The sequence below is a fragment of the Pseudoalteromonas maris genome (genome assembly GCF_049257235.1).
In the GTDB taxonomy this organism is placed as follows: domain Bacteria; phylum Pseudomonadota; class Gammaproteobacteria; order Enterobacterales; family Alteromonadaceae; genus Pseudoalteromonas.
Genome location: NZ_JBMMUF010000002.1, coordinates 394225 through 418930, shown reverse-complemented (window position 1 = coordinate 418930; position 24706 = coordinate 394225). Strand labels below are relative to the sequence as shown.

Sequence of the window (24706 nt, the reverse complement as noted above, 5' to 3'; positions counted from 1 at the left end):
TATGCTTTAATGGCCACAAAGTTATCATTAATGGCCATTTTGTAGTGGTCGGATCAATATACACATGTTTAATGTTCTCATTGCCCTGTATCCAAATATGCTTGCAACAAGCCTCACGCTGCCTTTTGAGATGCTTAATGCCGGCTACGCGTATGCGCGTCGTCACAACGACAATGCTCGGGCTCTGAACCTTCGTTTGATGAGTGACTCGCTAAGTGAAGTCCACGCACACAGTGGCTTGCCTTTTGTTGCCAATACGACACTCGACGCACTCAATGAATGTGATTTGTTGATATTACCTAGCCTGTGGCGAAATCCTCGGGTTGTGCTGAAAAAACAAGTCCCACTCATTGAAGCACTCACCAAAGTCGATACAAAACGGTGTGCGCTCCTGGGTGTGGGCACAGGAAACTGTTTTTTAGCTGAGGCGGGGTTACTCGACGGACATCCAGCCACGACACACTGGCATTACGCCTCACAGTTTGAGCGTGATTACCCCAAAGTCGACCTCAAACCAGAATACTTTATCACTCAGGCTGAAGGTTTATATTGTGTCGCTAGTCTTAACGCTTTAGCAGATGTCATTGTCCACATCCTTGAGAATATTTATGGCAGAGAATGCGCCCTGCACGTACAGCGTAACTTTTCTCATGAAGTGCGAAAGCCCTACGAGCAACAACGTTATCTAGAAGGAATGAACGAGCGACACCCTGATGAGCTCATGGCGCAAATACAGTTTTGGATGAAAAACAACATCAGTAGCGAGAGCACTATTGCCGACATCGCAGCGCAATTTGATATATCCCAACGCACGCTGACACGGCGCTTTAAAAGCGCAACAGGAGTAAGCCCAAACCACTACTGGCGAAAACTCAAAGTGCGCAGCGCCCAAGAGTTACTGGCGAATTCCAATTTGAGTATCAGTGATATCGCATTCGAGCTTGGATTTAATCATCAAACACAGCTTAACAAATTGTTCAGCCAAGAGCTTGGGCAAAGCCCAAGCGCTTACAGAACATTAGTCAGGAAAAAGCTCTTTGACAGCGATACTTAACTGCCTTACATCGTTTTTGCTTCATGCTCTGCGCGAGGCATAAATTCCAACACTGTGGCATTAATACAATAACGTGGTTTGCCACCAGGCCCTTCGTTTTCAAATACATGGCCTAAATGAATGCCGCTTGATTTTGAACGGATCTCAATACGCTGCATGCCATAACTATTATCGTCGTGTCTAGTTACTTGCCCCTTCACAGGGCGTGTAAATGACAACCAGCCAGTCCCTGAGTTGAATCTATCTCGCGTATCAAACAAAGGCGCACCGGAGAGTTTATCCACAAATACCCCATCTGGTGTGTTTTTAAATATTTCATATTCCTTACAAAAACGATTATCCGTACCTTGATTAAACGCAACTCTATACGCTTCACTATTACCGAGTTTAAAAGCACCTAATGCTTTATAGAATAGCTGTGGCTCCATATAACCTTGGTAACCGGCGGCTTCTTTGCCGTTTTCTATAAACAAGATAGTTGGAGTGGCAAACGTCGGTGACGTAATGGTTAATCCATCTAATTGTGATGCGTATCGAAGATGTACATCAATAGTCCCTTGATAGTGCGCTAAGACCTCGGATTTGAATTTTTCACAATACGGACAATAGCTACGCGAGTCCAACACCACGATATGCTTGCCAACCAATAATGCTGAATTATCTACTTTTTCATCGTGCTGTTTTGTAAAGCGCACGCCTGTTGAGTGGTCAGGGCAATAACCATTGGGATTCTTCTGCAAATAGTCTTGGTGATATTGCTCAGCTAGGTGAAATGCATCCAACGGCTTAATGACGGTCGCGATTTGGCCATAACCTGCTGCACTTAACAAAGCCTGATACTGCGCCTTCACTGCATTGGCTATCGCAACTTGCTCATCATTGTAAGTGAGTATTGTAGAGCGATACTGCGTGCCTTTGTCATTACCTTGACGATTTACCTGCGTTGGGTCGTGCTGTTCAAAATAAAACTGCAAAATCTGCTCTAAGCTCACCATATTGGCATTGAAGGTAACACGCACCACCTCAGCGTAATTGTTAGGGTCAAAACGACGTTTGGATGAGATGATGTTCTGATAAGTGGGTTTAAATCCATTGCCGTCTGCATAACCAGACTCAGCGTTAATCACGCCCTCTAGCGCCTCAAATCGCTTTTCGACACCCCAAAAACACCCTGCACCCAGCACTATATGTTGCGTTGCATCTGTCATGTCAGAGCTATTTACTCTTGGGGACTGCGCATGGCCTAAGAGCGCAAGACCCAGACCGAGGAATACAAAAATAACACTAAAAAACAACTTGTTAAACATTCTCACCTCACTACACTAACACTAATATCGCGCACTCTAAATTTGCATACGAAATCGATATGTTTTTAGATGACCGTATAACTGAACAAATAATTCGCAGCATTTATGAAAGCTAAAGTAACAAAAGAACAACTTTACGCCCGACTTGCTAACGAGGAAGATGCTCGCGCTTGCAAGGGAATTGATGACGACGCATGCCAATATGTAGCAAAAAATTACGTTGTCATGCTTTTAGCACAGATACTAAGCAAATTTGCCGATGCTATGTTAAACCCTAAAGTCACATTGCCTTGGTTACTGCAGGCATTAAACGTACCCAGTACGTTTGTAGCGTGGTTAGTGCCTATCCGCGAATCAGGCTCGCTATTACCGCAACTTGCAATTGCTAACTATGTACGTGCATTACCCGTGCGTAAATGGGTGTGGGTGTACGGAGCCCTCGTCCAAGCTCTGTGCATTTTGGCTATGGTAATTGTTGCGCTTAATCTTGATGGACGACCAGCTGGCTTCGCCATTATCGCCTTGCTAGTGTTGTTTTCATTGGCAAGGGGATTCAATTCAGTCGCTGCAAAGGACGTGCTCGGTAAATGCATTCCCAAAAACCAGCGTGGTGGTCTATCTGGATACGCAGCAAGCGCTGCAGGTTTGGCGACGATCCTCTTTGGCAGTGCATTATGGTATTTACAACAGCTAGGCGGTCTTTACGCCGTGACCATTGCACTGGCCTGCGGTGCATTAATGTGGGTTATAGCGGCCATCGTATATGCTCAAATTGCAGAGTTTAAGGGAGAAACCTCCGGTGGTAGCAATGGTCTGCTGCATGCACTTAAAAAATTGAGCTTGCTCAAAACCGATAAAAAATTCGCCCATTTTGTTTTTACACGCGCATTGTTGCTTTGCTCTGCGCTGAGCGCTCCGTTTTATATTATCTTAGCCAGTGAACACAATAACGCTCTTTCAACGTTGGCGTTATTTATAGCATTATCCGGATTAGCATCGCTGATATCCGGACCGTTTTGGGGCAAACTCAGTGATCGTAGTGCTAAACATGTGCTTGTGCTCAGTGCTTTATTTGTGAGTTTCAATGGCCTCGTTATTTTTATTGTTGCCGCAATAAATCCCACACTGTTATCAACCGCATACTTCATTCCTTTGATGTATTTTTTCCTTACCATCGCACATCAGGGTGTACGTTTAGGCAGAAAGACCTATTTAGTCGATATGGCACAGGGTAATCAACGCACGGATTACGTCGCAGTCAGCAATACCGTCATTGGTGTGTGTCTATTAGCATTTGGTAGCTTGGGTTTTATGAGTCAGTGGCTTAGTCATAGCGAACTCATTTTATTGTATAGCGCGATGGGCGCAGGTGGAGCGCTCAGCGCGTTTGCATTGCCCAAAGTTTAAAAATACTGCAACCTATTAATTAATAGATTATTTCACTCATTGTGGTCGTGATTCGAACAAGGAATATAAATGAAGCCGAGCAAGCTACCCTCTCCTGACGTATATGTAATTGATGACACTACCTTGGTCATTGACTGCTTTGGCATTACTGAGCTCACGCATAAGCATAAACAACGTCTCATTAATTATGTGGCAGGCATGTGTTATGCCTTAGACGATGTTATTGACGCAGTAAGCGCAGATGAAAGTCTCACACTGTACACTCGTCAAGAGTGTGACGTAGCACAGTTACAGCAATGCGCATTAGCTCAGTGGCACGCATTTGAGGATGACGACTTAAACACCCAGCACCACGTGATCCCCGTTGAGTATGGTGGGAGTGTCGGTCTTGATCTTGAGACAGTCGCTGAGCAATGCAACATGAGCACTGCGCAGGTTATCGAAGCACACTGTAGTGTAACGTATGACGTCGATTTCCTCGGATTTCAACCTGGGTTTGCTTATATGAGCGGTGTCATAAAATCAATTCAATTACCGCGCTTGGCACAACCTCGTACGCAAGTCCCCAAAGGCAGTGTTGCCATAGCAGCGGATAAAACAGCGGTCTACCCGGCAAACTCTCCGGGAGGCTGGCACATTATTGGTTCTACTCATGTAAGGTTATTTGACATTAATCGTACTCCAGCTTCGCTGTTACGCCCAGGAGATACGGTGCGCTTTGTGGAGGCTAAGTAATGCTCGAGATTATCAAATCAGGTCCTCAACTAAGCATTCAAGACTTTGGGCGCTTCGGTCATCGTCATCTTGGTATCAGTCAATGTGGTGCCGCAGACGCTGACGCAATGCGTATCGCCAACATACTATTGGGCAATGATGAAAATACGCCGGTATTAGAGATCACCTTAGGTATGGCATCATTCACATTCACGGCCCCCACACACTTTGCGTTATGCGGGGCTGATATGAATGCCAATCTCGATGGTCAAAAACTATACTGTGGGTGGAATTACACTGCCAAAGCCCACCAGCAACTTACCTTCGCCACAGGCACACAGGGTTTACGTTGTTATTTAGCAATAAGCGGTGGTTTCAAAACACAAGCCATTCTAGGTAGCGCCAGTACAGACATAATGGCTGGCTTCGGGCTAAGTCAAGGGCATCTGCTACAAAGCAGCGACACCCTATCGTACACCAGTGACACAAGCGAGTTTGTCAAAGTGGGCGCACAATTGCCATCCAGAGAAGGTCCTATTCACTTTATCATCGAGCCACGCGAACATGGATTAACAAAAAACGTTGTCGAACAATTATGTCATGACACATGGTCCATAGGAGCCCAGAGCAATCGTATGGGTTTGCGATTAACCCCAAGTAATCAACTGTGTTCGTTGCGCCATTGTTTGAGTATCCGCAGTACTGCCGTGAGCCCTGGAACAATACAATTACCCCCCAGTGGTGAGCCTATCGTGTTACTCAATGACTGCCAAACAACGGGTGGATACCCCATTATCGGCCAAGTTATTGCTGCTGATTTATCTCGGCTTGGGCAATTACGAGGTGGCGACTCAATTGAATTTAAAGCAATCACTGCTGAACAAGCTGCCCAAATGAACGCTGATCATTATATTCATTTCAATAAATTACGTATCGCCACGCGATATCAGTTGTCCCGTTAGCTGTGGTGCTGGGTTAAAGGTTAGCCCTGTATACTCAGCCACCAAGCTCAATACTACAGACCTGTTGATGTGCATGATTTTTTCTCATGCACATTGTAAATAGATAAATTTTACAAATTAAAGCCTCTAAGCCGTGTGACTTGGCATTTCTTTTCTGTTAAAAATGAGGGGAAGAAGTAACAGGAATGAGGAAAATCCAGTATGTGTTCAATTTTTGGGGTGTTGGATATCAAGTCCAACGTCGAGCGATTAAGAGAGCAAGCAATCGACATGTCTAAGTTACTGCGTCACCGTGGACCTGATTGGTCGGGTGTATACAGCAGTGACAAAGCGATTCTTGTACACGAGCGGTTAGCCATTGTAGGTGTACAAAGTGGTGCGCAGCCCCTATTCAACCCAAGTAAAACCCATGTACTTGCCGTTAATGGTGAGATTTATAACCACAAGCAACTCGCTGCTAACTTAGACATTGAGTTTGAATTTCAAACGCAAAGTGATTGTGAAGTCATTTTGGCGCTGTATGAGCAAAAAGGAAATCAATTCCTAGACGACCTCAATGGTATTTTCGCTTTTTGCTTGTATGACGAACACAAAGATAAATATTTGATTGGACGCGACCACATCGGCATCGTGCCGCTGTATACCGGCCGTGATGAGCATGGTAACTTTTACGTCGCGAGCGAATTAAAAGCACTCGTACCAGTTTGCAACCACATAGAGGAATTTCCTCCAGGGCACTTCCTTGACAGTGACGTTGGCGAATACACCCCTTATTATCAGCGAGATTGGCAAGAATTTGATGCAGTGAAGGCGAACCCAGCGTCTGCTCAAGAAGTCAAAGACGGTCTCGAAGCTGCAGTGAAGCGCCAACTGATGTGTGATGTGCCTTACGGTGTTTTACTCTCGGGTGGTTTGGATTCTTCAGTGATCTCTGCCATCACCCAAAAGTTTGCGGCGAAACGCGTTGAAGATGACGATGCCAGTGATGCATGGTGGCCCAAGCTCCACTCTTTTTCTATTGGCTTAGAAGGTTCACCTGACTTGGCAGCGGCTGCAAAAGTAGCGAATGACATTGGCACGATTCACCATCCGATTCATTTCACCGTACAACAAGGTATAGACGCTTTAAAAGAGGTTATTTATCACTTAGAAACCTACGATGTAACAACCGTACGTGCCTCAACGCCGATGTATCTGATGGCTCGCCAGATCAAGGCTATGGGCATTAAAATGGTACTTTCGGGCGAAGGTGCGGACGAATTGTTTGGCGGTTATTTATATTTCCACAAAGCGCCAAATGCACAGGAATTTCATGAAGAGCTCAATCGTAAAGTGTCTAAATTGCATATGTTTGATTGTTTGCGTGCTAACAAATCAATGGCTGCTTGGGGCGTCGAAGCTCGCGTACCTTTCTTAGACAAAGAGTTCGTGGATATCGCTATGCGCGTTAATCCTGAATCTAAAATGTGCAAAGATGGCCGTATTGAAAAGCATATTGTCCGTGAAGCATTTGAGGGTTACCTTCCAGAAGAAGTCCTGTGGCGTCAAAAAGAACAGTTCTCAGATGGCGTTGGCTACAACTGGATAGATTCGCTCAAAGAATATGTAGAACAACAAGTGAGCGACAGAGATATGCAAAACGCCCACTATAAGTTCCCTATCAACACGCCAGAGACGAAAGAAGCCTACTTCTATCGCAACATTTTCGAGCAGCACTTCCCGGGGGGGGGTGCTATTCGTTGTGTTCCTCACGGTAAGTCAGTCGCCTGCTCTACGCCTGAAGCGCTGGCATGGGATGAGTCATTCCAAAACAATGCAGACCCTTCGGGTCGCGCGGCTAATATCCATAATTCAGCGTATCAAAGTTAACTCTTCATGATGCTTTAAACACCTACAAAGCACGGGTTATACCGTGCTTTTTTGCACCCTACGTAGCGATAAATTTACACCTTGAAATATCCTGAAATAATTAAAAGTTGCACCAACAACTTGGGTACGCGAAACTGCCATGCGATATAACAATAAATCAGGAAGAAACAATGCGTTTATCTATCATTGGCGCTACAGTACTTGCTTCTACACTTATGCCAGCATTCGCTGACGAAGGTATGTGGCAACCGCACCAGCTACCAGAACTAGAATCTGTACTAAAAGAAAAAGGGTTAGAAATTGACCCTAAAAATATTTCTAAATTAACCGAGTTCCCAATGAATGCGGTAATAAGTTTAGGTGGATGTACGGCGTCGTTTGTATCTCCAAAAGGTCTTGTGGTTACTAACCACCACTGTGCTTATGGCTCAATCCAATACAATTCAACCCCAGAGAACAACATTTTAGCCAATGGCTTTTTGGCAAAAAGCTATGATCAAGAATTACCGGCTTCACCAGGCTCACGTGTGTATGTTACCGAGCAAGTGACTAACGTAACTGATAAGGTAAATGCAGCGCTTAGCGATAATATGGACGGTCAAGCACGCTATAAAGCCGTTGAAACAGTCGAGAAATCGTTAGTATCACAGTGCGAGCAAGACCAAGGCTATCGCTGTAATGTGTACACCTTTCACGGCGGCTTGGAATATTACCTCATCAAGTCATTAGAAATTGAAGACGTACGTTTGGTGTACAATCCGGCGATGGGCATTGGTAAATTCGGTGGCGACATTGATAACTGGATGTGGCCGCGTCACACTGGAGATTATTCCTTCTATCGTGCATATGTAAACAAAGATGGAAAACCTGCACCTTTCAGTGAAGACAACGTGCCATTTAGCTCTGAGTCGTTCCTAAAAGTCAGTGCTAAAGGTGTTAAAGAAGGTGACTTTGTGATGGTTACCGGTTACCCGGGGCGCACGAATCGCTATCGTACAGCGAGCGAAGTAACTCATCAGTTTACCCATGTTTACCCCACAGCAAAGGCATACCGCGAGCAATCCATTGAGATTATTAAAGATAACGCTCCTGAGGGTTCTAAAGCCCGCATAGCCTATGAAAGTACACTCGCGGGTCTGGCCAACTACGCCAAAAACTACGGTGGCATGATCAATTCGTACCAAAAAACAGACATGCAAGCACGCAAAGACACGCTCGCTGAACAACTAAGTGCATGGATCAACGCAGATAAAAGCCGCAAAAAGCAGTATTCGCAAGTGCTTAAAGAGCTCGATGAACTCATCGCGCAAACTCAGCAAAGTTCTGAGCTTGATTTGGTACTAGGCTACATGAATCGCAGCGCGATGATGTCCACAGCTACTCGTTTATATCGATTAGCCAATGAACAACAACTGCCCGATGCACAGCGTGAGCCTGGATATCAAGAACGTGACATGACTCGCTTTAAAGCGTCTATGACTAGCCTATCACGTCGTTATGATGACAAAGTTGATATGGCACTACTTGCACATTTTGCTGATTTATATGCGCAGCTTGAGCCATCAAAGCGCCTCAAATCACTCGATAAAGTGTTAGGTCTAGACAATGGCTATGACCAAGCGCAGCTGCGCTCTAAATTGGCAAACATGTACGCCAGCACGTCATTAAATGATGAGCAAAAGCGACTTGAATGGATGGGACATTCTGTTGAGCAATTCAAGCAAAGTGATGACCCTTTTATCGCTCTAGCAGTAGCCACATTCGACGAAATGAAACAGCGCGAGCAACAAAAGAAGACTCTGGCAGGGCAACTTAATGCCGTTCGCCCTCAGTATATGGCTGCCATTATAGCCTTTTACAAAGAGCAAGGCCTTCCTGTATACGCTGACGCGAACAGCACCCTACGCGTGACTTATGGCACGGTAAAAGGCTACACACCACGTGACGCGGTGAATTACACGCCATTTACTAAATTAGAGGGGATCAGTGAGAAATTTACGGGTATTGAACCATTTGATGCACCAACAGCACAAATGGAGCAAATCGCCGCCAAAGCCTATGGCAGTTACAAAGACGAGCAATTAGGCTCGGTGCCTGTGAACTTCTTAAGCACAGTAGATACAACAGGTGGTAATTCAGGTTCACCGACCCTTAACGGCAAAGCAGAACTAGTCGGCTTGCTGTTTGATGGTGTAAGCGAAAGCATTATCGGCGATTGGGATTACGATCCTGCGCTAAATCGCTCTATCCATGTCGATACGCGTTACATGCTGTGGGTGATGGAAAACGTAGATAACGCGCAGAACCTTCTTGATGAAATGCATATAGTAAAATAATTTCATCGCTAATTATTTTATATATAACAAAGCGCCATTGGGCGCTTTTTTTGTTTTTGGCGTACACTATGTAACTACTGGCAAATATTATGCACATGAATACGGTAGAGTTTACATTTTTAATTAAACATCTAAAATATCGTATTTGTTTTGGGTCCTAATTGGTTAGTTCACTAATTAATATAATCATTCAACACAAGAGGGCCTGTGTCATTCACCATACAACCTAGAGGTAACCATGAGTGCTAATCCTGATAAGTACAGCATAGAAAGCACCGATTACACAGTTGGCCAAGACAATGTCCAAAAATGGGGGTTTGATGTCCATAACGCTGTTTTTAGCACCAGTGCTGCGCTAATTTTCTTATTCCTAATTGCTATTTTAGTGATTGACCCTGCCACCGCAAAAGCTGCATTAGATGGCGTTAAGTGGGACATTATTAACAATTTTGATGCCCTCTTCATGTGGTCAGCGAATATCTTCGTTGTTTTTTGTATCGCTTTAATATGTTCGCCCTGGGGCAACATTCGCCTTGGCGGCCAAGATGCAACACCATCCCATTCTCGCCTCTCATGGATGGCGATGTTATTTGCCGCAGGCATGGGGATTGGGCTTATGTTTTGGGGTGTTGCGGAGCCTGTGGCCTACTTTACCGGCTGGTACGAAACGCCGCTTGGTGTTACAGCAAACACCCCTGAGGCTGCGCAAACAGCTATGGGGGCCACCATGTTCCATTGGGGTTTGCACCCTTGGGCTATTTACGCAGTAGTAGCACTGTCTTTGGCATTTTTCACGTACAACAAAGGGCTGCCTCTTTCTATTCGATCTATTTTTTATCCACTTTTAGGCGATAGAGCATGGGGGTGGCCGGGTCATGTTATTGATATCTTAGCAGTACTTGCAACCTTGTTCGGTCTTGCCACGTCTTTGGGTTTGGGGGCACAACAAGCAACCGCAGGATTTAACCATGTGTTCGGTACACAAGGCGAAGTCGGCGCACAAATCATTGTGATCATTGGAGTTACATTATTGGCAATTGTCTCTGTCGCCAGAGGCATTGACGGCGGTGTAAAAGTACTGAGTAACGTGAACATGTTATTGGCGCTGGCACTGATGGTGTTTGTTGCCCTCGTTGGTTTACCTGCGGCATTTGGCAATTTACCCACCACCATAGTGGGATATATTGAAAACATTATTCCGCTGAGTAACCCACATGGTCGCGAAGACGAGACCTGGATGCATGGTTGGACCGTGTTTTATTGGGCTTGGTGGATCTCTTGGTCGCCGTTTGTCGGCATGTTCATCGCCCGTGTATCTAAAGGTCGCACGATAAGAGAGTTTTTAATCGCGGTGTTGTTGATCCCCACCTTAGTGACTACTTTGTGGATGTCAATTTACGGTGGTATCGCCATTGACCAAATCGTCTCAGGCGTTGGTAGTCTAGGTGAAAAAGGCTTAACCGAAGTACCGCTAGCAATGTTCCAAATGTTTGAGCAATTACCAATGTCAGACGTGTTGTCGTTCATCGCAGTGGTGTTGGTTCTGGTATTTTTCATTACCTCCTCAGACTCGGGCTCTTTGGTTATCGATTCAATCACCGCGGGTGGTAAAGTAGACGCACCTGTTCCTCAGCGCATCTTTTGGGCCACAATTGAAGGTGCTATCGCTGCGGCATTATTGTGGATTGGTGGTAAAGAAGCGATGGAAGCACTACAAGCAGGCGCCGTATCTACCGGTTTACCCTTTACGATTGTGCTGCTTCTAATGTGTGTGAGCTTGGTTCTCGGGCTACGTACAGAGCCTAAAGCGTAATTACAATGAATTTTAAAACCAAGCGCTGCATTTGCAGCGCTTTTTTATATCCAAATGTCACCAATCGGTGTATCACTGCGATAATGATAACGTAATTGAGCTTGCAATAACTCTGCGGTTGCCAGAGCATCCGTAAACGCATTGTGGGCGCTATACAGGGGTAAATTATAGCGTTCTCGGCAATCTGCAAGACGTAAAGATGGGATTTTTTCCCTCAGTAATTTCCCTATCACTCCTCGGCGACTGTTAAGCGCTAAACGTTCAATTTCCATTGTGTCTATCGTTGCAAACTCAATCCCTTCACCAATACGTTTGAGCAGTGCATTGGCTAAAAATGTGCGCTCTATGGGGTGATAATGCACGACCACAACCCTCCCCTGTATTGCCTCCAATAAAGGAGTGAGCACGCTCATTAAATCAGGAGCTGCTTCCACATCTGAATGTGTAATCCCATGAATTACAACAGATTCTTGGTTTAGTTTCGATTTTGGTTGCACCACCCAATGACGCGATTGATGACAGTATATACGTTGCCAATCAAACGGCACCAAACCAATACTCACTATGTCGTCAGTGTCACTATTAAGGCCTGTCGTTTCAAAATCTAAGGCCACAAATTGCGCATTAGCGACCGTTGTCTGCCCATTACATAAACCGGCCTTGTAAAACGCCTTAAGTGAAGGATGCACAGATGACTGACATAACGCGTGATAACGTACATCCCATTGGATATTTGCTTGTCGCTTCAACACTAGTTTAATCCGTTATTTGTTTGATATCTGAACTTCAAAAAGCTTTGTGCTTTTTCCAATATCGCGAATGCCTCTTTGAGGTTGCGTTGCTCAAAAGGCGATAACAAATTTGGGTCTATGCTGTTATCCGGTTGTTCCCCTTGTTCGATTTGCCACGCTTGGTGGCGGATCCTGATCATTGCAATGTATTCCAGTGCATCACGTAAATCTTGCGCTTTGCCCTCGGGTAGCAACTTTGCCTCGATTATATCTTCAAGGCGCTCGAACGAGTTTTGCTTGCGTGAACCTACCGCTAATGCATGTACGCGGATGACATCAGATAACGGTGCGGTACCTCTGCGCTTGAGGTTCATTGAGCGTTTGTGTTCGCCGTCATGTTCAAGTACAAAACCTTTAAAGAACCCCAGTGGTGGCGTGCGATTACGTGCATTCGCAGCCATGTTTGCGAGGAAGCGTTTGTTGGCCCGCCCTTGCGTTGCGACAAAAGACTTGAGTTCGTCTGCCCATTTTATTCTTCCCCACACGCCGTCTAAATCAAAGAAGATTGAGCTATTTAACAATGCTTGTGGCTTGGGCTCTTCTATCCACGACATAAAGATCGCTCGCCACTGACTGCGAGTAAGACGCCATTTCTTAAATGACGCCATGATCTCACCGCTACAATAGGCATATCCACATTGTGCTAAACCGTCACACACAAAATCCGCAAGATTCTGAAAATATTGGCCATGTTTCGCTTCGTCAAAGCGGTCGTCAAGGATCATGGCGTTATCTTGATCAGTCACAATCAGCTGCTCATCTCGGGCCATAGAGCCCAGCGCAATAAAACAATAAGGTATCGGCGGTGGCCCCAATGATTCTTCTGCCATCGCTAATAAGCGTTGCTTAAATGTGCGTCCTATTACCGCCATGGCTGTGCCAATCATGTGGGAATTGGCATCCTCGTTAACCATACGCACAAAGACATTGTTCAACTGTTTAGCATAATGCGTTAAATCTTCGACACTTTGTTGCGCCAATATACCTCGCACCAACAACAAGCTACTTTGCGATTCATAGCGTAATATGTCAGATAAAGAAATCACCCCTATTGGCTTTTTCTTGTGCAGTACAGGCAAGTGATGAAGGTTATCTTTGAGCATTGCCTGAACAGCTTCAAAAACGTAAGCATTGGCATCAAGAAATATCAGTTGCTCAGACATTACTGCGTTTACTGCAATATCTAAAGTGAGTCCGTTGGCGACAACTTTAGCGCGAATGTCTTTATCGGTGACAATGCCCACGACTTGACCATCATCTTCTTCAGGGTCATCACTAATAGGCTTATTAGGGTCAACAACTAATACACTAGACACGTGCTCGTCGGTCATAATCTGCGCCACTTCTTGAATGGCGGTATCGCAACGCACCGTTACAACGTCGCGATGTAATAGTGACTTCACTTTAGCCGTTGTTAAATCGTTATTATCATCGTGTTCAACCACCGCTTGATGTAAACGAACACTCCCTTCGGCTTCGAAATAATCAGAAAAGGCTTCGTATTTATCGCAATATTCATTAAAAATATCGACATGAATGCAGTACACCAAAGTGTCTTCTATGGCAGTGACTGCAAAGCGTACTTTGCGGTTCATCATCAAGCCCATTTCTCCGAAAATGCCACCGGCCTCCATTCGGTTATACAAATCGCCGTTGCGCCGGTAAGACTCAACCGCACCAGAGCGTATGACGTATAAATCTTGGATATCTTCGCCATAGCCAAGTATTTTGGTTCCGGCGCGAAAGTAGGCCACTTCAATGTGCTGGGCTAGGTAATTAAGCGCATCCTCGGGTAAATCATCAAACGGGGCGTAACTTTCGAGAAACTGCGCAATTTCAATTTGTTCAACTTGCATCCGTGTATCCCTAATATCGGTAATGCGGTGAAGCTTAATATAAAAATAACTGAAATAAAAATGCCCGCGATGATGCGGGCATAATCTCCATAATTATAGCCTAACTAACTTGCTCAAGCTCTTTGGCTAATTGTTGCGACTCATCTGCGCGTGGTTTGGTAAAGCGCGCTAACCCTAGGTAAACGACCGGCGTTAAAAACAAGGTGAACAACACCGCTAACGACAGCCCACCAAAGACGACCCAACCTATGGCATTACGCGCTTCGGCGCCAGCACCTGTTGATAAAATCAACGGCAGTGCTCCAAGCAGAGTCGATACTAAGGTCATGGCAATAGGACGCAAGCGCACAAGCGCGGCTTGCTCCACAGCCTCTCGCACTTGTAGGCCTCTATCGCGCAGCTGATCGGCAAACTCCACCAGCAAAATGGCGTTCTTGGCGATAAGACCAATTAACATCACAAGTCCTATTTGCGAAAAGATATTGAGAGAGGTTCCAGTTAAGTACAGCGCGAGAATAGCCGAAGTAATACCAAATGGGACGGTGATCATAACCACAATTGCACTGTTAACGCTCTCAAACTGAGCCGCAAGCACCAGTAGAACAATGATAAAAGCCAGCACATAGGTCAGCATGACTTCGTTAGCCGTTTCTTCAAAGGTTAACGCTTCCCCTTTAAACGCCAGTGTGATGCTTGCAGGCAAGCTTTCTTGGCTTAATTCCCGTAACTGTGTAACTAACTGTGCCATTGTCATATTTGGCGGTAATTCCATATCCACTTCGATTGCGCGACGTTGTGCATGGCGCTCAAGTTCAGCGGCTACCCCTTCTTCGCTTATCGTCGCTACAGAACTGAGTGGCACCAAAGTGCCATTAGCACCGCCTACATAGAGGTTGGAGAGATCGCTCGGAGAATTAATGGCTCTATTTTGTGCCTGTAACATAATGGGTATAGATTGATCGCCCACATTTAAATCAGCAATGTCGTCGCCATTGATCGCAGAGCGTAAAGTAATAGCGATATCGCGTAATTCAACGCCTAATTCACTCGCTCTTCGTCTATCAATATTCACTCTTAATTGCGGCTGTGATGGTTGATATGAAATTCGCACAGGCGCTACGTCAGGGATAGCCTGCTCCACAACCTTTGCAAAGTCCTGCGCTGCTGCGTAAATAGCATTGTAATCTTGGCCTAGCAATGCCAATTCGACGCCACCCCCTTGACCACGTAAATTAAGGCTGTTGGAGCCAAAAGCTCGTGCTGGGGCACCTGGAATAGCCCCCAATGGACCGCGGATCTTATTAATAATTTCTTGTTGCGATATGCTGCGCTCATCCCAATGTTTTAAAGGCACCGTAATGAACACAATGTTTGGGTCCCACTGCCCAACAACGGTATAAATGGACTCTATCTCACCACTTTGTACAAACGGCAGCAACACGTCTTCCATTTGCTTTGCTTGCCTATCCATAAAGTTTAAGCCGACCCCATCAGGGCCCCGTGCAAAAATACGTATTTTGCCTCTATCTTCACTAGGCAGTAACTCATTCTCAAGTTGCGAATACAGAGCGCCGGAGCCTATAGCTAGAAGAACACTCGCAGCAAACACCCACCATGCATGATTCAGTACTTTGTTGATACACCACTTGTAGATATCAGCTAGCTTATGACCCATTACACCGAATAAGTGTGAGCCGCCTGTTTTCAATTTCAGTTTAGAGGTCAGTGCAGGCACCAGTGACAGTGCGACAAAACTTGAGATAATCACCGCCCCAGCAAGCACGCCACCGAATTCGCGGAACAAACGCCCAGCAGTTGACGGCAAAAACGCGATGGGTACGAACACAGCCGCCAGTACCGCTGTCGTGGCGATTACCGCAAAAAAGACTTCACGAGTACCAATAACCGCGGCCGCACGTCGGCCAAGCCCCATCGTGCGCTGGCGTTGAATGTTCTCACTCACAACAATTGCGTCATCAACGATTAAGCCTGTCGCCAGTACCAATGCCAACAAGGTCAAAATATTTATTGAAAAGCCCAGTGCCCAAATCAAGGCTAACGAGCCGATGAGCGCTACAGGGATAGCAAATGCTGGAACGAGTGTTGCTCGCCAAGAGCCAATAAAAACCCACAACGTAATTATCACTAGCACCACCGTCAATGCTAACGAATTAAGCACTTCATCAACGGAGCTTCGAATGAACTGAGCATCGTCTGAGGTGAGCGTAAATTCCATTTCTGGGAAACGGACTTTCATACGCTCGAGCAACATCAATACTTCATCAGAAATCTCAATGGTGTTGGATTGTGCTTGGCGGATAATTTCCATACCAATAACAGGTTTACCGTCCAAGCGGACCATTGACCGAGGATCTGCAGGACCAAAATACACCGAAGCAATATCCGCAATGCGAGTGTCGCCACGAACGATAATGTCGCCAACTTGCTCTGCTGTGATAGAGGTCGCATCAGCGCGAACAATCAGCTGCTGATCGTTGGACTTCAAGCTGCCTGCGGGGACATCAAATGGCGCTTGACGCAGTGCATCTGCTACATCTGGCACGGTTAAATTGAAGCTGCTTAACTTTAATGGGTCTATGCGCACCCTCAGTACACGCTCTCTATCACCATTTAAGCGCACATCAGCAACACCGGGGATTGTTAGAAACTGAGGCGCGAGGTCTATTTCAACGCGCTCCGTCAATGCTTCCAATGACAATGACTCACTACTTACTGTAAGTGATACAACGGCTTCAGCATCATTATCGGCCTTTATAATCGAAACGCGCTCGACTTCTTCAGGTAGCTCTCGCTGCACACGCGCAACCGATTCTCGGGTTTCGTTAGCAGCATCGTCGAGATTCACACCCGGGCGAAACTGCACAACAATACGGCTACTGCCTTCTTCACTTTGGGCGCGAATAGACTTAACACCACTGACACGCGCGACCGCCCCCTCAAGCTTACTAGTGACCTCGGTATCCACCGTTTCAGGGGAGCCACCTGGAAATGATGCAGAGACAGTAATTCGCGGACGGTCTACATCTGGCAGTTCACGTACTTCAACCCCAGCAATAGCCGCGATACCGGCGATGATAATAAGTAAATTGAGTACCACAATGAGCACCGGACGGCGTATCGCCATTGACGGTAAGTCTTGCATGTTAGTCGCTGAATTTTCGCTCATGACTAGTTACTCTTTGCCAATTGCGCTTGCTCAAATGCCACTTCTTGATTTGGTCTAAGTCTTTGAACACCTTCAACAATAAGTAAATCACCTATCCCCAAATCCCCGCTTACAAGTAAACGTCCAGATAAACGCTGGGCAATCTGAACGTCCACTTTAGTGGCAACATTGTCTACGCTTTTCCACACATAAGGCCCTGTTGCTCCCCACAATAATGCGGCTTCCGGCACAACAGCGAATGCCTCACCTTGCATAGACATGTTCACCCGAAAACTCATGCCAGGCACATATGCGTTAGTGTTATTATCAATTTTCGCCTTTACACGTAATGTTCTGTTTTTACTGTCTATTCGTGAGTCTAAATACGCGATTTGTGCATCAATATAAGAGTGCTCTTGCCATGCCTGCACGCTAACAGTCGCGTTATCTTTTAGCATTGAAATAGCGGATTCAGGGGCATTAAAATTGATGTACAACGCACTTACATCGTCAATGGTTGCAATTGCTGTTTGCTGACTAATACGATCCCCAACTTCCACATCGGTGAGCCCCATAACTCCGCCAAACGGTGCCCGCACGCTTCTATCATCGAGTTCTGCTTGCGCTTTAGTCAGTGCGACTTTAGCAAGATCACGGGCGGTGAGTGCATTATCACGTTCGCTTTTGGGGATGGCCCCTTTGGCAAAACTATCTTCCAAACGGGACAACGTTCTTTGCGCATCAGCGAGTTTTATTTTTGCCTCTTCGAGTGCCGCTTTTTGAAGACGAGAGTCTAGTTCTAGCAGAATTTGGCCCTGCTCTACGCTCTGTCCGGGCTCAAAAAACACCCCAGTAACGCGATCTCCCACCGCGGGATATAACACCACTGAGCGGACTGCCTCTGCATTACCAACTGCTTGAACAACTTGTTGAGTTCGCTCTAAGTTGACCGACTCAACAACGACTTTTGAGGCGCGAGCATCAAGATGTGCACTAAACGCTAGGGTGATGATTAAAGGAAACAAATATGTGCGCAAAACAAACCAACCTTGTTTTTATATGTTAATCATTGGGTTTGTACGCAGTGTAACAACGCTTTGATCAGCTTTTGGATGTATCCTCGCTGAACTAACAAATAGCTGCGACTAATACCTGTATGATTGTTACCAATTCCGTTAAGTAGCCTCTGATGCAAGCGGACTAAATATCATGCTCACATATCTAGGACATAGCGATAGTTGAAGTATGAATTTCGTGCCGACAAAAAAGACAATACACTGTTGCAGGATTGGTATAAGTTATTAATTATTCAGTAGCTTAGTACATGAATGAATGCGAAGGGAGGATATTTGCATTTCTTTACTTTAGCGTAATTTTGAATTGATGCGTCGAGGCAACAAAAAAGGAAGTGACGTTCACTTCCTTTTTGATGAGCTACTTATTTAGTTGCAGCGCGCTGTTGTTCTTTGAACGCTTGCTTTAACTGTTTGCGCTTTTGCAGCATTTCTTGAGCCTCGTGGCCGATGTGCCCTTCGCCGCGCTCTTTAGCAAGTTCGATTTGCTTTTGACGCTCCGCAAAGCGTGCACGTTGCTCTTCAGTTAAGCTGTCATGACAGTGATGACAAGAAACACCCTGCATGTATTGTGGTTTTTCTTTGTCTTGCTCTGTAATTGGCATACGACACGCATGACACTGATCGTATTGGCCCTTATTCAAATCATGGTCAACTGCTACACGATTATCGAAAACAAAACACTCACCTTCCCACATGGTTTCTTCTTTTGGCACTTCTTCTAAGTACTTTAAGATCCCACCTTCTAGGTGATATACCTCTTCAAAGCCCTGCTCTTTCATGTAGGCCGTGGATTTTTCACAACGAATACCCCCGGTACAGAACATCGCTACCTTTTTGTGCTTTTTAGGATCAAGGTTTTGTTCAGCCCAACTTGGGAACTCACGGAAAGTTTTTGTTTTTGGGTCTACCGCGTTTTTAAATGTACCAATCTCAATCTCGTAGTCGTTACGCGTATCAACTAATACCACTTCAGGGTCGCTAATTAACGCATTCCAATCTTTTGGTTTTACATAGGTACCTACAACTTCGCGCGGATCGATACCTTCAACGCCCATAGTTACAATTTCTTTTTTCAACTTAACCTTGGTGCGATAGAACGGACATTCATCATCGAAGGATTCTTTCGTTACGATGTTATCAAGATTTGGTTGTTTGTCTAACCACGCTAGCAGAGCATCGATACCTTCACGTTTACCTGCAACAGTACCGTTAATACCTTCGTTAGCGAGTAACAAAGTACCGCGCACATCATGCGCAAGCATTGTGTCTAGAAGAGGTTGACGAATTTGTTCAAAATTTGGCAGCGCTACGAATTTATACAGCGCACACACGACGTATTGTTGTGACATTGAAGTACCTTTTAATTGCTTTTAACTAAACCGAATCGCAAATCCGGCGCATTAGGGGCGCGTATTTTACTGCAAATGCGCAAAAACGCAAAATTTGCTGCCAGATAACGCCTGCATTAAGTTATAATATCGCTGTATTAAACGTATTTTTTAGTGGAGAGTGAATTTGCAATTTAGTGATTTGGGTATCGATTCGCGTTTGTGCGCACAAATGACACACCAAGGTATTACCACCCCTACCGATATCCAAGCCCAAGCGATTCCATTAGCATTGGCTGGACATGATTTATTTGCGCAGTCGAAAACGGGCTCAGGGAAAACCCTGGCATTCCTGTTACCTGCAGTTCAGCGAGTGATGAAGCAAAAAGCACTATCAAAACGCGATCCTCGTGTGTTGATAGTCACCCCAACGCGTGAGTTAGCTACGCAAGTATATTCGCAATTACGATTGCTGATTGCGGGCACTGCGTTAAGTGCAGTTAAAATTCTCGGTGGCGAAAATTACAATGACCAAGTAAAGGCGCTGCGCAAGGACCCTCACTTTGTAATCGGCACGCCGGGTCGTATCGCCGACCACCTAGATGGCCGGTCGCTGCATTTAAGCGGCTTAGAGATGCTGATATTTGACGAGGCGGACCGAATTCTTGACCTTGGTTTTACTGAACAGGTTGAGCTTATAAACCAAAGTGCTGATCACAGGTTGCGTCAAAGCTTGTTATTTTCAGCGACACTTGAACATGCTCAAGTGAGTGCACTATCACGTAACTTACTGAAAAATCCAAAAGGCGTGAGTATCAGTGCCGCTACAGATGAACACAGCGATATTAATCAGCGCTTATATTTAGCTGATCACTTAGATCATAAAGAAGCCTTGCTTGAACATTTGCTCGCCAATGAAAACGCGCTAGGCCAATGCATCATCTTTACGGCGACTCGTGAGGACACGCAGCGTTTATGTGACAAAGTAAGTGAGCATGGTCTCAAGGCAGTTGCACTTGAGGGCGCGATGGCACAAAACAAACGCTTGGAAATAATGGACAGCTTTAGTCGTGGTCTGTATCAAGTGCTTATCACCACGGATGTTGCATCGCGCGGACTAGATTTACTTAACGTGACTCATGTAATCAATTTTGATTTGCCAAAAAATGCTGAAGAATATATCCACCGTATTGGCCGTACAGGTCGCGCAGGCTTTAAGGGTTTTGCCATCTCGTTGGTTGGACCAAAAGATTGGCAAAGCTATTTAGCCATCAATCAATTTATGCGTCGTCCGCTACCTTTTAGTCAAATTGACGGGCTCGTTGGAAAGTTCAAAGGCTTTACCAAACCAAAACCTGCGGTGAAAAAGCCAACACGTGGCGACAAAAAAGTAGATAAGGTCGCTAAGTCGACTAAACCTAAAGCGCATAAAGGTAAAGTTGCTAGGCCCAAAAAGCCTATCAAGGCGCCATTTGACCCCAATGCGATGGGTTCATTAAAGCGCAAGCCAAAACCTGTACAGGATGAGGAAGAATAATGAGTAGTTTAGGACAGTGGCAAACACTGTTTGTTGATGAGGTTGCCGGCGAAGGTGTCTATCTTCGCAGCACTGATTTAGGCGAAGTCTTTTTACCTGCTGAGCAAGCGCCACAAGATATCGAACAAGGCGACAGCCTAAGCGTGTTTGTCTATCTCGATAACATGGGGCACCCAACTGCGACACGCACCAAACCGTTGGCGCAAGTTGGTGACTTTGCACTGTTGCAGGTTAAGCAAGTTAACAAAGTGGGCGCATTTATGGACTGGGGGTTAGAAAAAGACCTGCTGGTACCATTTAATGAGCAAAAGCCAAAGATGCAGCCAGAGCGGAGCTACCTCGTAAAACTGTATCTTGATAATGCCTCAAAACGAATTTGTGCATCTAGTAATCTCAACAAATTTGTTGGTCGTGCGATGCCGAGTTACAAATCAGGTGACAGCGTAAACATTATCGTCGCTGGCAAAACTGACTTGGGCTATAAAGTGATTGTTGATGAGCTACATTGGGGACTCATTTTCCACAATCGCGTTCATCGCAACCTGTTTGTTGGCCAGCGTCTTGACGCCTATGTGCAACACTGTCGTGAAGACGGCAAAATAGATGTTGTACTTGAAGCGCCAGGTATGGCAAAAATCGACCCGCTGAAACAGCAGATCATTGATGAACTTAATGCCCGAGGCGGCACAGTAGCACTGGGTGACAAATCGGCACCAGACGCTATAAAACGTCAATTTGGTACGTCCAAAGCGAACTTTAAAAAAGCCATCGGTGGTTTGTTTAAAGAAGGCCTCATCGATATTGAAGCAACACAAATTAAACTAAAAGCGCGACCATAAGGTCGCGCTTTCATTTACAGTGATTGATACTTTAAATCTTTGTAAGGTAAGGTGCAGCGAGTATATCGCTTAGCATAATCTACCATGTCTTTGCGAGACTCTATGCTCAGTGGTGCCAAACGGAAAATATGCTCTGCACACTGAGGTTGTTTTGAATCGTGCGCCTGCATACAACTTTCTACACTGCGGCTTGATTGCAATAACATTTCCTCATTGTTTGCGCATATTGCGTACACGCGTTTCACCGATGCGTCTTTTAGTTCAAACAAATCCACATTTTGATACTCAATTTGTTCAAGTAACAATTGCATTGCTTGCTCGTTATCTTGAGTGGTCGTGTATCTGTGGTAATAGTAACCGGCACCTGCAAGCAAGATAATCAATAGTACATACTTCACTCTATACTCCTAGCTAACGCTTAGTGTCAAAGAGGTCAGTGAATCACTGCACACTTTTTATTATTGTTATTATATACAAGCTATTACAAACTTGCGTTGATGTCATTTAATACTTTTACAGGGTCTGCAGCCTGGGTAATTGGACGACCAATCACAAGATAATCACTGCCATTTTCCACAGCCTGCTTCGGAGTCATGATACGTTTTTGGTCCCCAGCATCGCTTCCCGCTGGACGAATACCTGGAGTGATCAATTTAAACGACTCGCCTAACTGCTCTTTAAGTAGTTTCGCTTCTTGCGCCGAACACACGACACCATCAAGCCCAGCTTGTTGAGTCAGTTTAGCAAGATAAAGCACTTGTTCTTGTGGTGTTTTCTCAACACCTAATTGCTTCAATTGTGCCTCATCCATACTGGTAAGCACTGTAACCGCGATAAGAATGGGGGCTTTATCGCCGTATGGTGCAAGGATCTCTTTAGCCTTTTGCATCATCTCAACACCACCACTGGCGTGTACATTGACCATCCACACACCTAAATCCGCAGCTGCTTTTACCGCCTTTGCAACCGTATTTGGAATGTCATGAAACTTTAGATCAAGGAAAACATCAAAGCCCAAATCTACCAATTCCTTTACAAACTCAGGGCCAAAGTAAGTAAACATCTCTTTACCTACTTTTAATCGGCATGTATCAGGTGATAGTTGTTTTACAAATGCCAACGCACTTGCTTTATCGTCATAGTCTAAGGCTATTACTACTTTTTTAGAATCAACGGCGTTCATGTTATTCCTGTTTAAAAACCATCAAGCCCACGGCTTGGTTGCATCGACTCCCAATGTCTACAAGAAGGACACAGCCAATAATGACTGTGGCTCTGAAAACCACAATGCTGGCATTGGTACTCTGCTTTGGTGTCAATGTAAGATTGAATTAGTTTGTCAATTGGGTTGAGTGCTTCGTCGAGTTGCACGTTCTGCCCAGCGAGCAATTGTAGCAAAAAACGAAAGCCTCGAATATTAGGTTGTTTCTTTAAACTCTTAGTTATAAATTCAACAGCTTCTTTGCGCTTGCCATCTTTGAGCAAATACTGGCAGTACTGAATCTTTATGCCGATACCACCTTGCTCTAATAATTCACTTAAGACATGTTCAAATTGATGTTCTAAATGCAGGTGTCGATAGCTCAACGCCAAGTTTTCAAGCACTAAAGGCGAACTCACAGTAAAGTGATATAGCAAATCTCGCCAATAGTGAATAGCCTGAACATAATCCTCTCTAGCAAATGCCATTTTCCCAAGTTCGTATAGTGGCCGAATACTTGGTTCACCAACGCCCAGAGCTTGTGACATTAATTCAGTTTTTTGTGCACTGATCCCGGCTTCACAATAAAAGTTAGCTATGGCGATTTTGTGTTGGCGCTGCAAAAACAGGTGTGCGTAGCGAAGATGTAACGCTATACCCTTTTGCCAATCACGGGTCTGAGAGTACAAGGAGATAAGTGGCTCTAGCGCTTGCGCACTATTTTGCTTTATGAGGATAAGAAGGTGCTCTTCGGCACTATCGAGCAAACCTGCGAGGATATAATCTTGTGCAAGCTCTAAGCGGACATCGATTTGCTGTTGCTGATTTAAGTTTGGATGTTCGAGTAATAATTCGTGGATTTTAATCGCTCTGTCTAATTCGCCTCTGCGGCGAAACAAAGTTGCGAGCGTAAGGTAGTGCTCTACTGAATCAGCTGATACTTCAAGAATTTCAATAAGGTGCTCTAAGCCTTGATCATCTTCTCTATCAAGCAAGAACTTAAGTCCCTTGCTGTATTGTGCTGTTATTTTTCTATTTTGCTGATGGGCTTGATTTTTTGCACTGTTTTTACCCATGATCCAACCATATCCGGCGGCTACGGGTAAGAGTAAAAACAACAGTTCAAGCATAACTAGCGCTCTTCGACTAAATCTGGAGTCTTATCTTGAAACTGCTCCTGAGCGTCACGTGCTAGTTTTTCGTTTCGCTTTTGAAGACGATAATTCTGCCATTTTAATCGGGAGAAAAGGCGAAGAGTAATGAAACAACCAATTAATAAACCAATAATAAAACAAACACTCATCAATGCAGCGAGCGGCATATTAGCACTGGCTATCAAATAATTGACTTTGACCGCTTGTGGGTTTTGCGACCCTAGCACGAAGGCAATAAAAACAAACAGTACATAAAGAATGATTTTAAACACCTTCACTCAGCGGTTACTCCATCC

At 45.1% G+C, this 24706-nt stretch carries 19 protein-coding genes; 9 read left to right on the top strand and 10 right to left on the bottom strand.

The window, feature by feature from the left end:
• The first annotated feature begins 64 nt into the window (after window positions 1–64).
• Complete coding sequence (locus AAEU32_RS04850) at window positions 65–1054, top strand: GlxA family transcriptional regulator (protein ID WP_421969390.1); 990 nt, start codon at window positions 65–67, stop codon at window positions 1052–1054.
• A gap of 5 nt (window positions 1055–1059) precedes the next feature.
• On the opposite strand, the gene msrA is transcribed toward AAEU32_RS04850, so the two are convergent.
• Window positions 1060–2361 carry a peptide-methionine (S)-S-oxide reductase MsrA gene (gene msrA, locus AAEU32_RS04845; protein ID WP_421969389.1) on the bottom strand — a complete coding sequence of 434 codons (1302 nt, stop codon included), beginning with the start codon at window positions 2359–2361 and terminating at the stop codon, window positions 1060–1062.
• Between the two features lie 105 nt (window positions 2362–2466).
• Between msrA and AAEU32_RS04840 the strand changes: the two genes are divergently transcribed.
• The 6 genes from AAEU32_RS04840 (at window position 2467) to AAEU32_RS04815 (ending at window position 11462) form a co-directional block, all read left to right on the top strand.
• A complete protein-coding gene (locus AAEU32_RS04840) occupies window positions 2467–3768 on the top strand; it encodes an MFS transporter (RefSeq protein ID WP_421969388.1) in 1302 nt (433 codons plus the stop codon).
• Window positions 3769–3837: 69 nt separating this feature from the next.
• Window positions 3838–4503, top strand: a complete 666-nt coding sequence (pxpB, locus tag AAEU32_RS04835) for a 5-oxoprolinase subunit PxpB (RefSeq protein ID WP_421969387.1) — start codon at window positions 3838–3840, stop codon at window positions 4501–4503.
• Window positions 4503–5444, top strand: a complete 942-nt coding sequence (locus tag AAEU32_RS04830) for a 5-oxoprolinase subunit C family protein (protein ID WP_421969386.1) — start codon at window positions 4503–4505, stop codon at window positions 5442–5444. Before pxpB ends, AAEU32_RS04830 begins: the two co-directional genes overlap by 1 nt.
• A gap of 201 nt (window positions 5445–5645) precedes the next feature.
• The gene (gene asnB, locus AAEU32_RS04825) at window positions 5646–7313 is read left to right on the top strand and encodes an asparagine synthase B (protein ID WP_421969385.1); all 1668 of its coding nucleotides are present in this window, start codon (window positions 5646–5648) and stop codon (window positions 7311–7313) included.
• Between the two features lie 170 nt (window positions 7314–7483).
• On the top strand, window positions 7484–9649 hold the full coding sequence (locus AAEU32_RS04820) for a S46 family peptidase (RefSeq protein WP_421969384.1): 2166 nt from the start codon (window positions 7484–7486) through the stop codon (window positions 9647–9649).
• 238 nt (window positions 9650–9887) lie between these two features.
• Window positions 9888–11462: a BCCT family transporter gene (locus tag AAEU32_RS04815; protein ID WP_421969383.1), complete on the top strand. Its 1575-nt coding sequence runs from the start codon at window positions 9888–9890 to the stop codon at window positions 11460–11462.
• A 44-nt stretch (window positions 11463–11506) separates the two neighbouring features.
• On the opposite strand, the gene AAEU32_RS04810 is transcribed toward AAEU32_RS04815, so the two are convergent.
• The 5 genes from AAEU32_RS04810 to trhO form a co-directional block, all read right to left on the bottom strand.
• On the bottom strand, window positions 11507–12211 hold the full coding sequence (locus tag AAEU32_RS04810; protein WP_421969417.1) for a 3'-5' exonuclease: 705 nt from the start codon (window positions 12209–12211) through the stop codon (window positions 11507–11509).
• Window positions 12212–12213: 2 nt separating this feature from the next.
• On the bottom strand, window positions 12214–14109 hold the full coding sequence (locus tag AAEU32_RS04805) for a putative nucleotidyltransferase substrate binding domain-containing protein (protein ID WP_421969382.1): 1896 nt from the start codon (window positions 14107–14109) through the stop codon (window positions 12214–12216).
• A gap of 100 nt (window positions 14110–14209) precedes the next feature.
• Window positions 14210–17296 carry an efflux RND transporter permease subunit gene (locus tag AAEU32_RS04800; protein ID WP_421969381.1) on the bottom strand — a complete coding sequence of 1029 codons (3087 nt, stop codon included), beginning with the start codon at window positions 17294–17296 and terminating at the stop codon, window positions 14210–14212.
• 2 nt (window positions 17297–17298) lie between these two features.
• On the bottom strand, window positions 17299–18312 hold the full coding sequence (locus AAEU32_RS04795) for an efflux RND transporter periplasmic adaptor subunit (RefSeq protein ID WP_421969380.1): 1014 nt from the start codon (window positions 18310–18312) through the stop codon (window positions 17299–17301).
• 401 nt (window positions 18313–18713) lie between these two features.
• Window positions 18714–19700 carry an oxygen-dependent tRNA uridine(34) hydroxylase TrhO gene (gene trhO, locus AAEU32_RS04790; protein WP_421969379.1) on the bottom strand — a complete coding sequence of 329 codons (987 nt, stop codon included), beginning with the start codon at window positions 19698–19700 and terminating at the stop codon, window positions 18714–18716.
• A gap of 166 nt (window positions 19701–19866) precedes the next feature.
• Here trhO and AAEU32_RS04785 point away from each other — a divergent pair, with 166 nt between their 5' ends.
• Together AAEU32_RS04785 and AAEU32_RS04780 are read left to right on the top strand one after the other, a co-directional pair.
• A complete protein-coding gene (locus AAEU32_RS04785) occupies window positions 19867–21216 on the top strand; it encodes a DEAD/DEAH box helicase (RefSeq protein ID WP_421969416.1) in 1350 nt (449 codons plus the stop codon).
• Window positions 21216–22055 carry a CvfB family protein gene (locus AAEU32_RS04780; protein WP_421969378.1) on the top strand — a complete coding sequence of 280 codons (840 nt, stop codon included), beginning with the start codon at window positions 21216–21218 and terminating at the stop codon, window positions 22053–22055. Before AAEU32_RS04785 ends, AAEU32_RS04780 begins: the two co-directional genes overlap by 1 nt.
• Before the next feature lie 14 nt (window positions 22056–22069).
• On the opposite strand, the gene AAEU32_RS04775 is transcribed toward AAEU32_RS04780, so the two are convergent.
• The 4 genes from AAEU32_RS04775 to AAEU32_RS04760 all read right to left on the bottom strand — a co-directional run bounded on the left by AAEU32_RS04775 (window position 22070) and on the right by AAEU32_RS04760 (window position 24688).
• On the bottom strand, window positions 22070–22453 hold the full coding sequence (locus tag AAEU32_RS04775; RefSeq protein WP_421969377.1) for a hypothetical protein: 384 nt from the start codon (window positions 22451–22453) through the stop codon (window positions 22070–22072).
• An 83-nt stretch (window positions 22454–22536) separates the two neighbouring features.
• Window positions 22537–23238, bottom strand: a complete 702-nt coding sequence (pyrF, locus tag AAEU32_RS04770; protein WP_421969376.1) for an orotidine-5'-phosphate decarboxylase — start codon at window positions 23236–23238, stop codon at window positions 22537–22539.
• An 11-nt stretch (window positions 23239–23249) separates the two neighbouring features.
• Window positions 23250–24386, bottom strand: coding sequence for a lipopolysaccharide assembly protein LapB (lapB, locus tag AAEU32_RS04765; protein ID WP_421969375.1), 1137 nt, complete (start codon window positions 24384–24386; stop codon window positions 23250–23252).
• A 2-nt stretch (window positions 24387–24388) separates the two neighbouring features.
• On the bottom strand, window positions 24389–24688 hold the full coding sequence (locus AAEU32_RS04760; protein WP_421969374.1) for a lipopolysaccharide assembly protein LapA domain-containing protein: 300 nt from the start codon (window positions 24686–24688) through the stop codon (window positions 24389–24391).
• Window positions 24689–24706 lie beyond the last annotated feature (18 nt).

Coding starts and splice junctions, on each gene's coding strand:
- AAEU32_RS04850 (WP_421969390.1), top strand. CDS start 65: ATGTTTAATGTTCTCATTGCCCTGTATCCAAATATGCTTGCAACAAGC.
- msrA (WP_421969389.1), bottom strand. CDS start 2,361: ATGTTTAACAAGTTGTTTTTTAGTGTTATTTTTGTATTCCTCGGTCTG.
- AAEU32_RS04840 (WP_421969388.1), top strand. CDS start 2,467: ATGAAAGCTAAAGTAACAAAAGAACAACTTTACGCCCGACTTGCTAAC.
- pxpB (WP_421969387.1), top strand. CDS start 3,838: ATGAAGCCGAGCAAGCTACCCTCTCCTGACGTATATGTAATTGATGAC.
- AAEU32_RS04830 (WP_421969386.1), top strand. CDS start 4,503: ATGCTCGAGATTATCAAATCAGGTCCTCAACTAAGCATTCAAGACTTT.
- asnB (WP_421969385.1), top strand. CDS start 5,646: ATGTGTTCAATTTTTGGGGTGTTGGATATCAAGTCCAACGTCGAGCGA.
- AAEU32_RS04820 (WP_421969384.1), top strand. CDS start 7,484: ATGCGTTTATCTATCATTGGCGCTACAGTACTTGCTTCTACACTTATG.
- AAEU32_RS04815 (WP_421969383.1), top strand. CDS start 9,888: ATGAGTGCTAATCCTGATAAGTACAGCATAGAAAGCACCGATTACACA.
- AAEU32_RS04805 (WP_421969382.1), bottom strand. CDS start 14,109: ATGCAAGTTGAACAAATTGAAATTGCGCAGTTTCTCGAAAGTTACGCC.
- AAEU32_RS04800 (WP_421969381.1), bottom strand. CDS start 17,296: ATGAGCGAAAATTCAGCGACTAACATGCAAGACTTACCGTCAATGGCG.
- trhO (WP_421969379.1), bottom strand. CDS start 19,700: ATGTCACAACAATACGTCGTGTGTGCGCTGTATAAATTCGTAGCGCTG.
- AAEU32_RS04780 (WP_421969378.1), top strand. CDS start 21,216: ATGAGTAGTTTAGGACAGTGGCAAACACTGTTTGTTGATGAGGTTGCC.
- pyrF (WP_421969376.1), bottom strand. CDS start 23,238: ATGAACGCCGTTGATTCTAAAAAAGTAGTAATAGCCTTAGACTATGAC.
- lapB (WP_421969375.1), bottom strand. CDS start 24,386: ATGCTTGAACTGTTGTTTTTACTCTTACCCGTAGCCGCCGGATATGGT.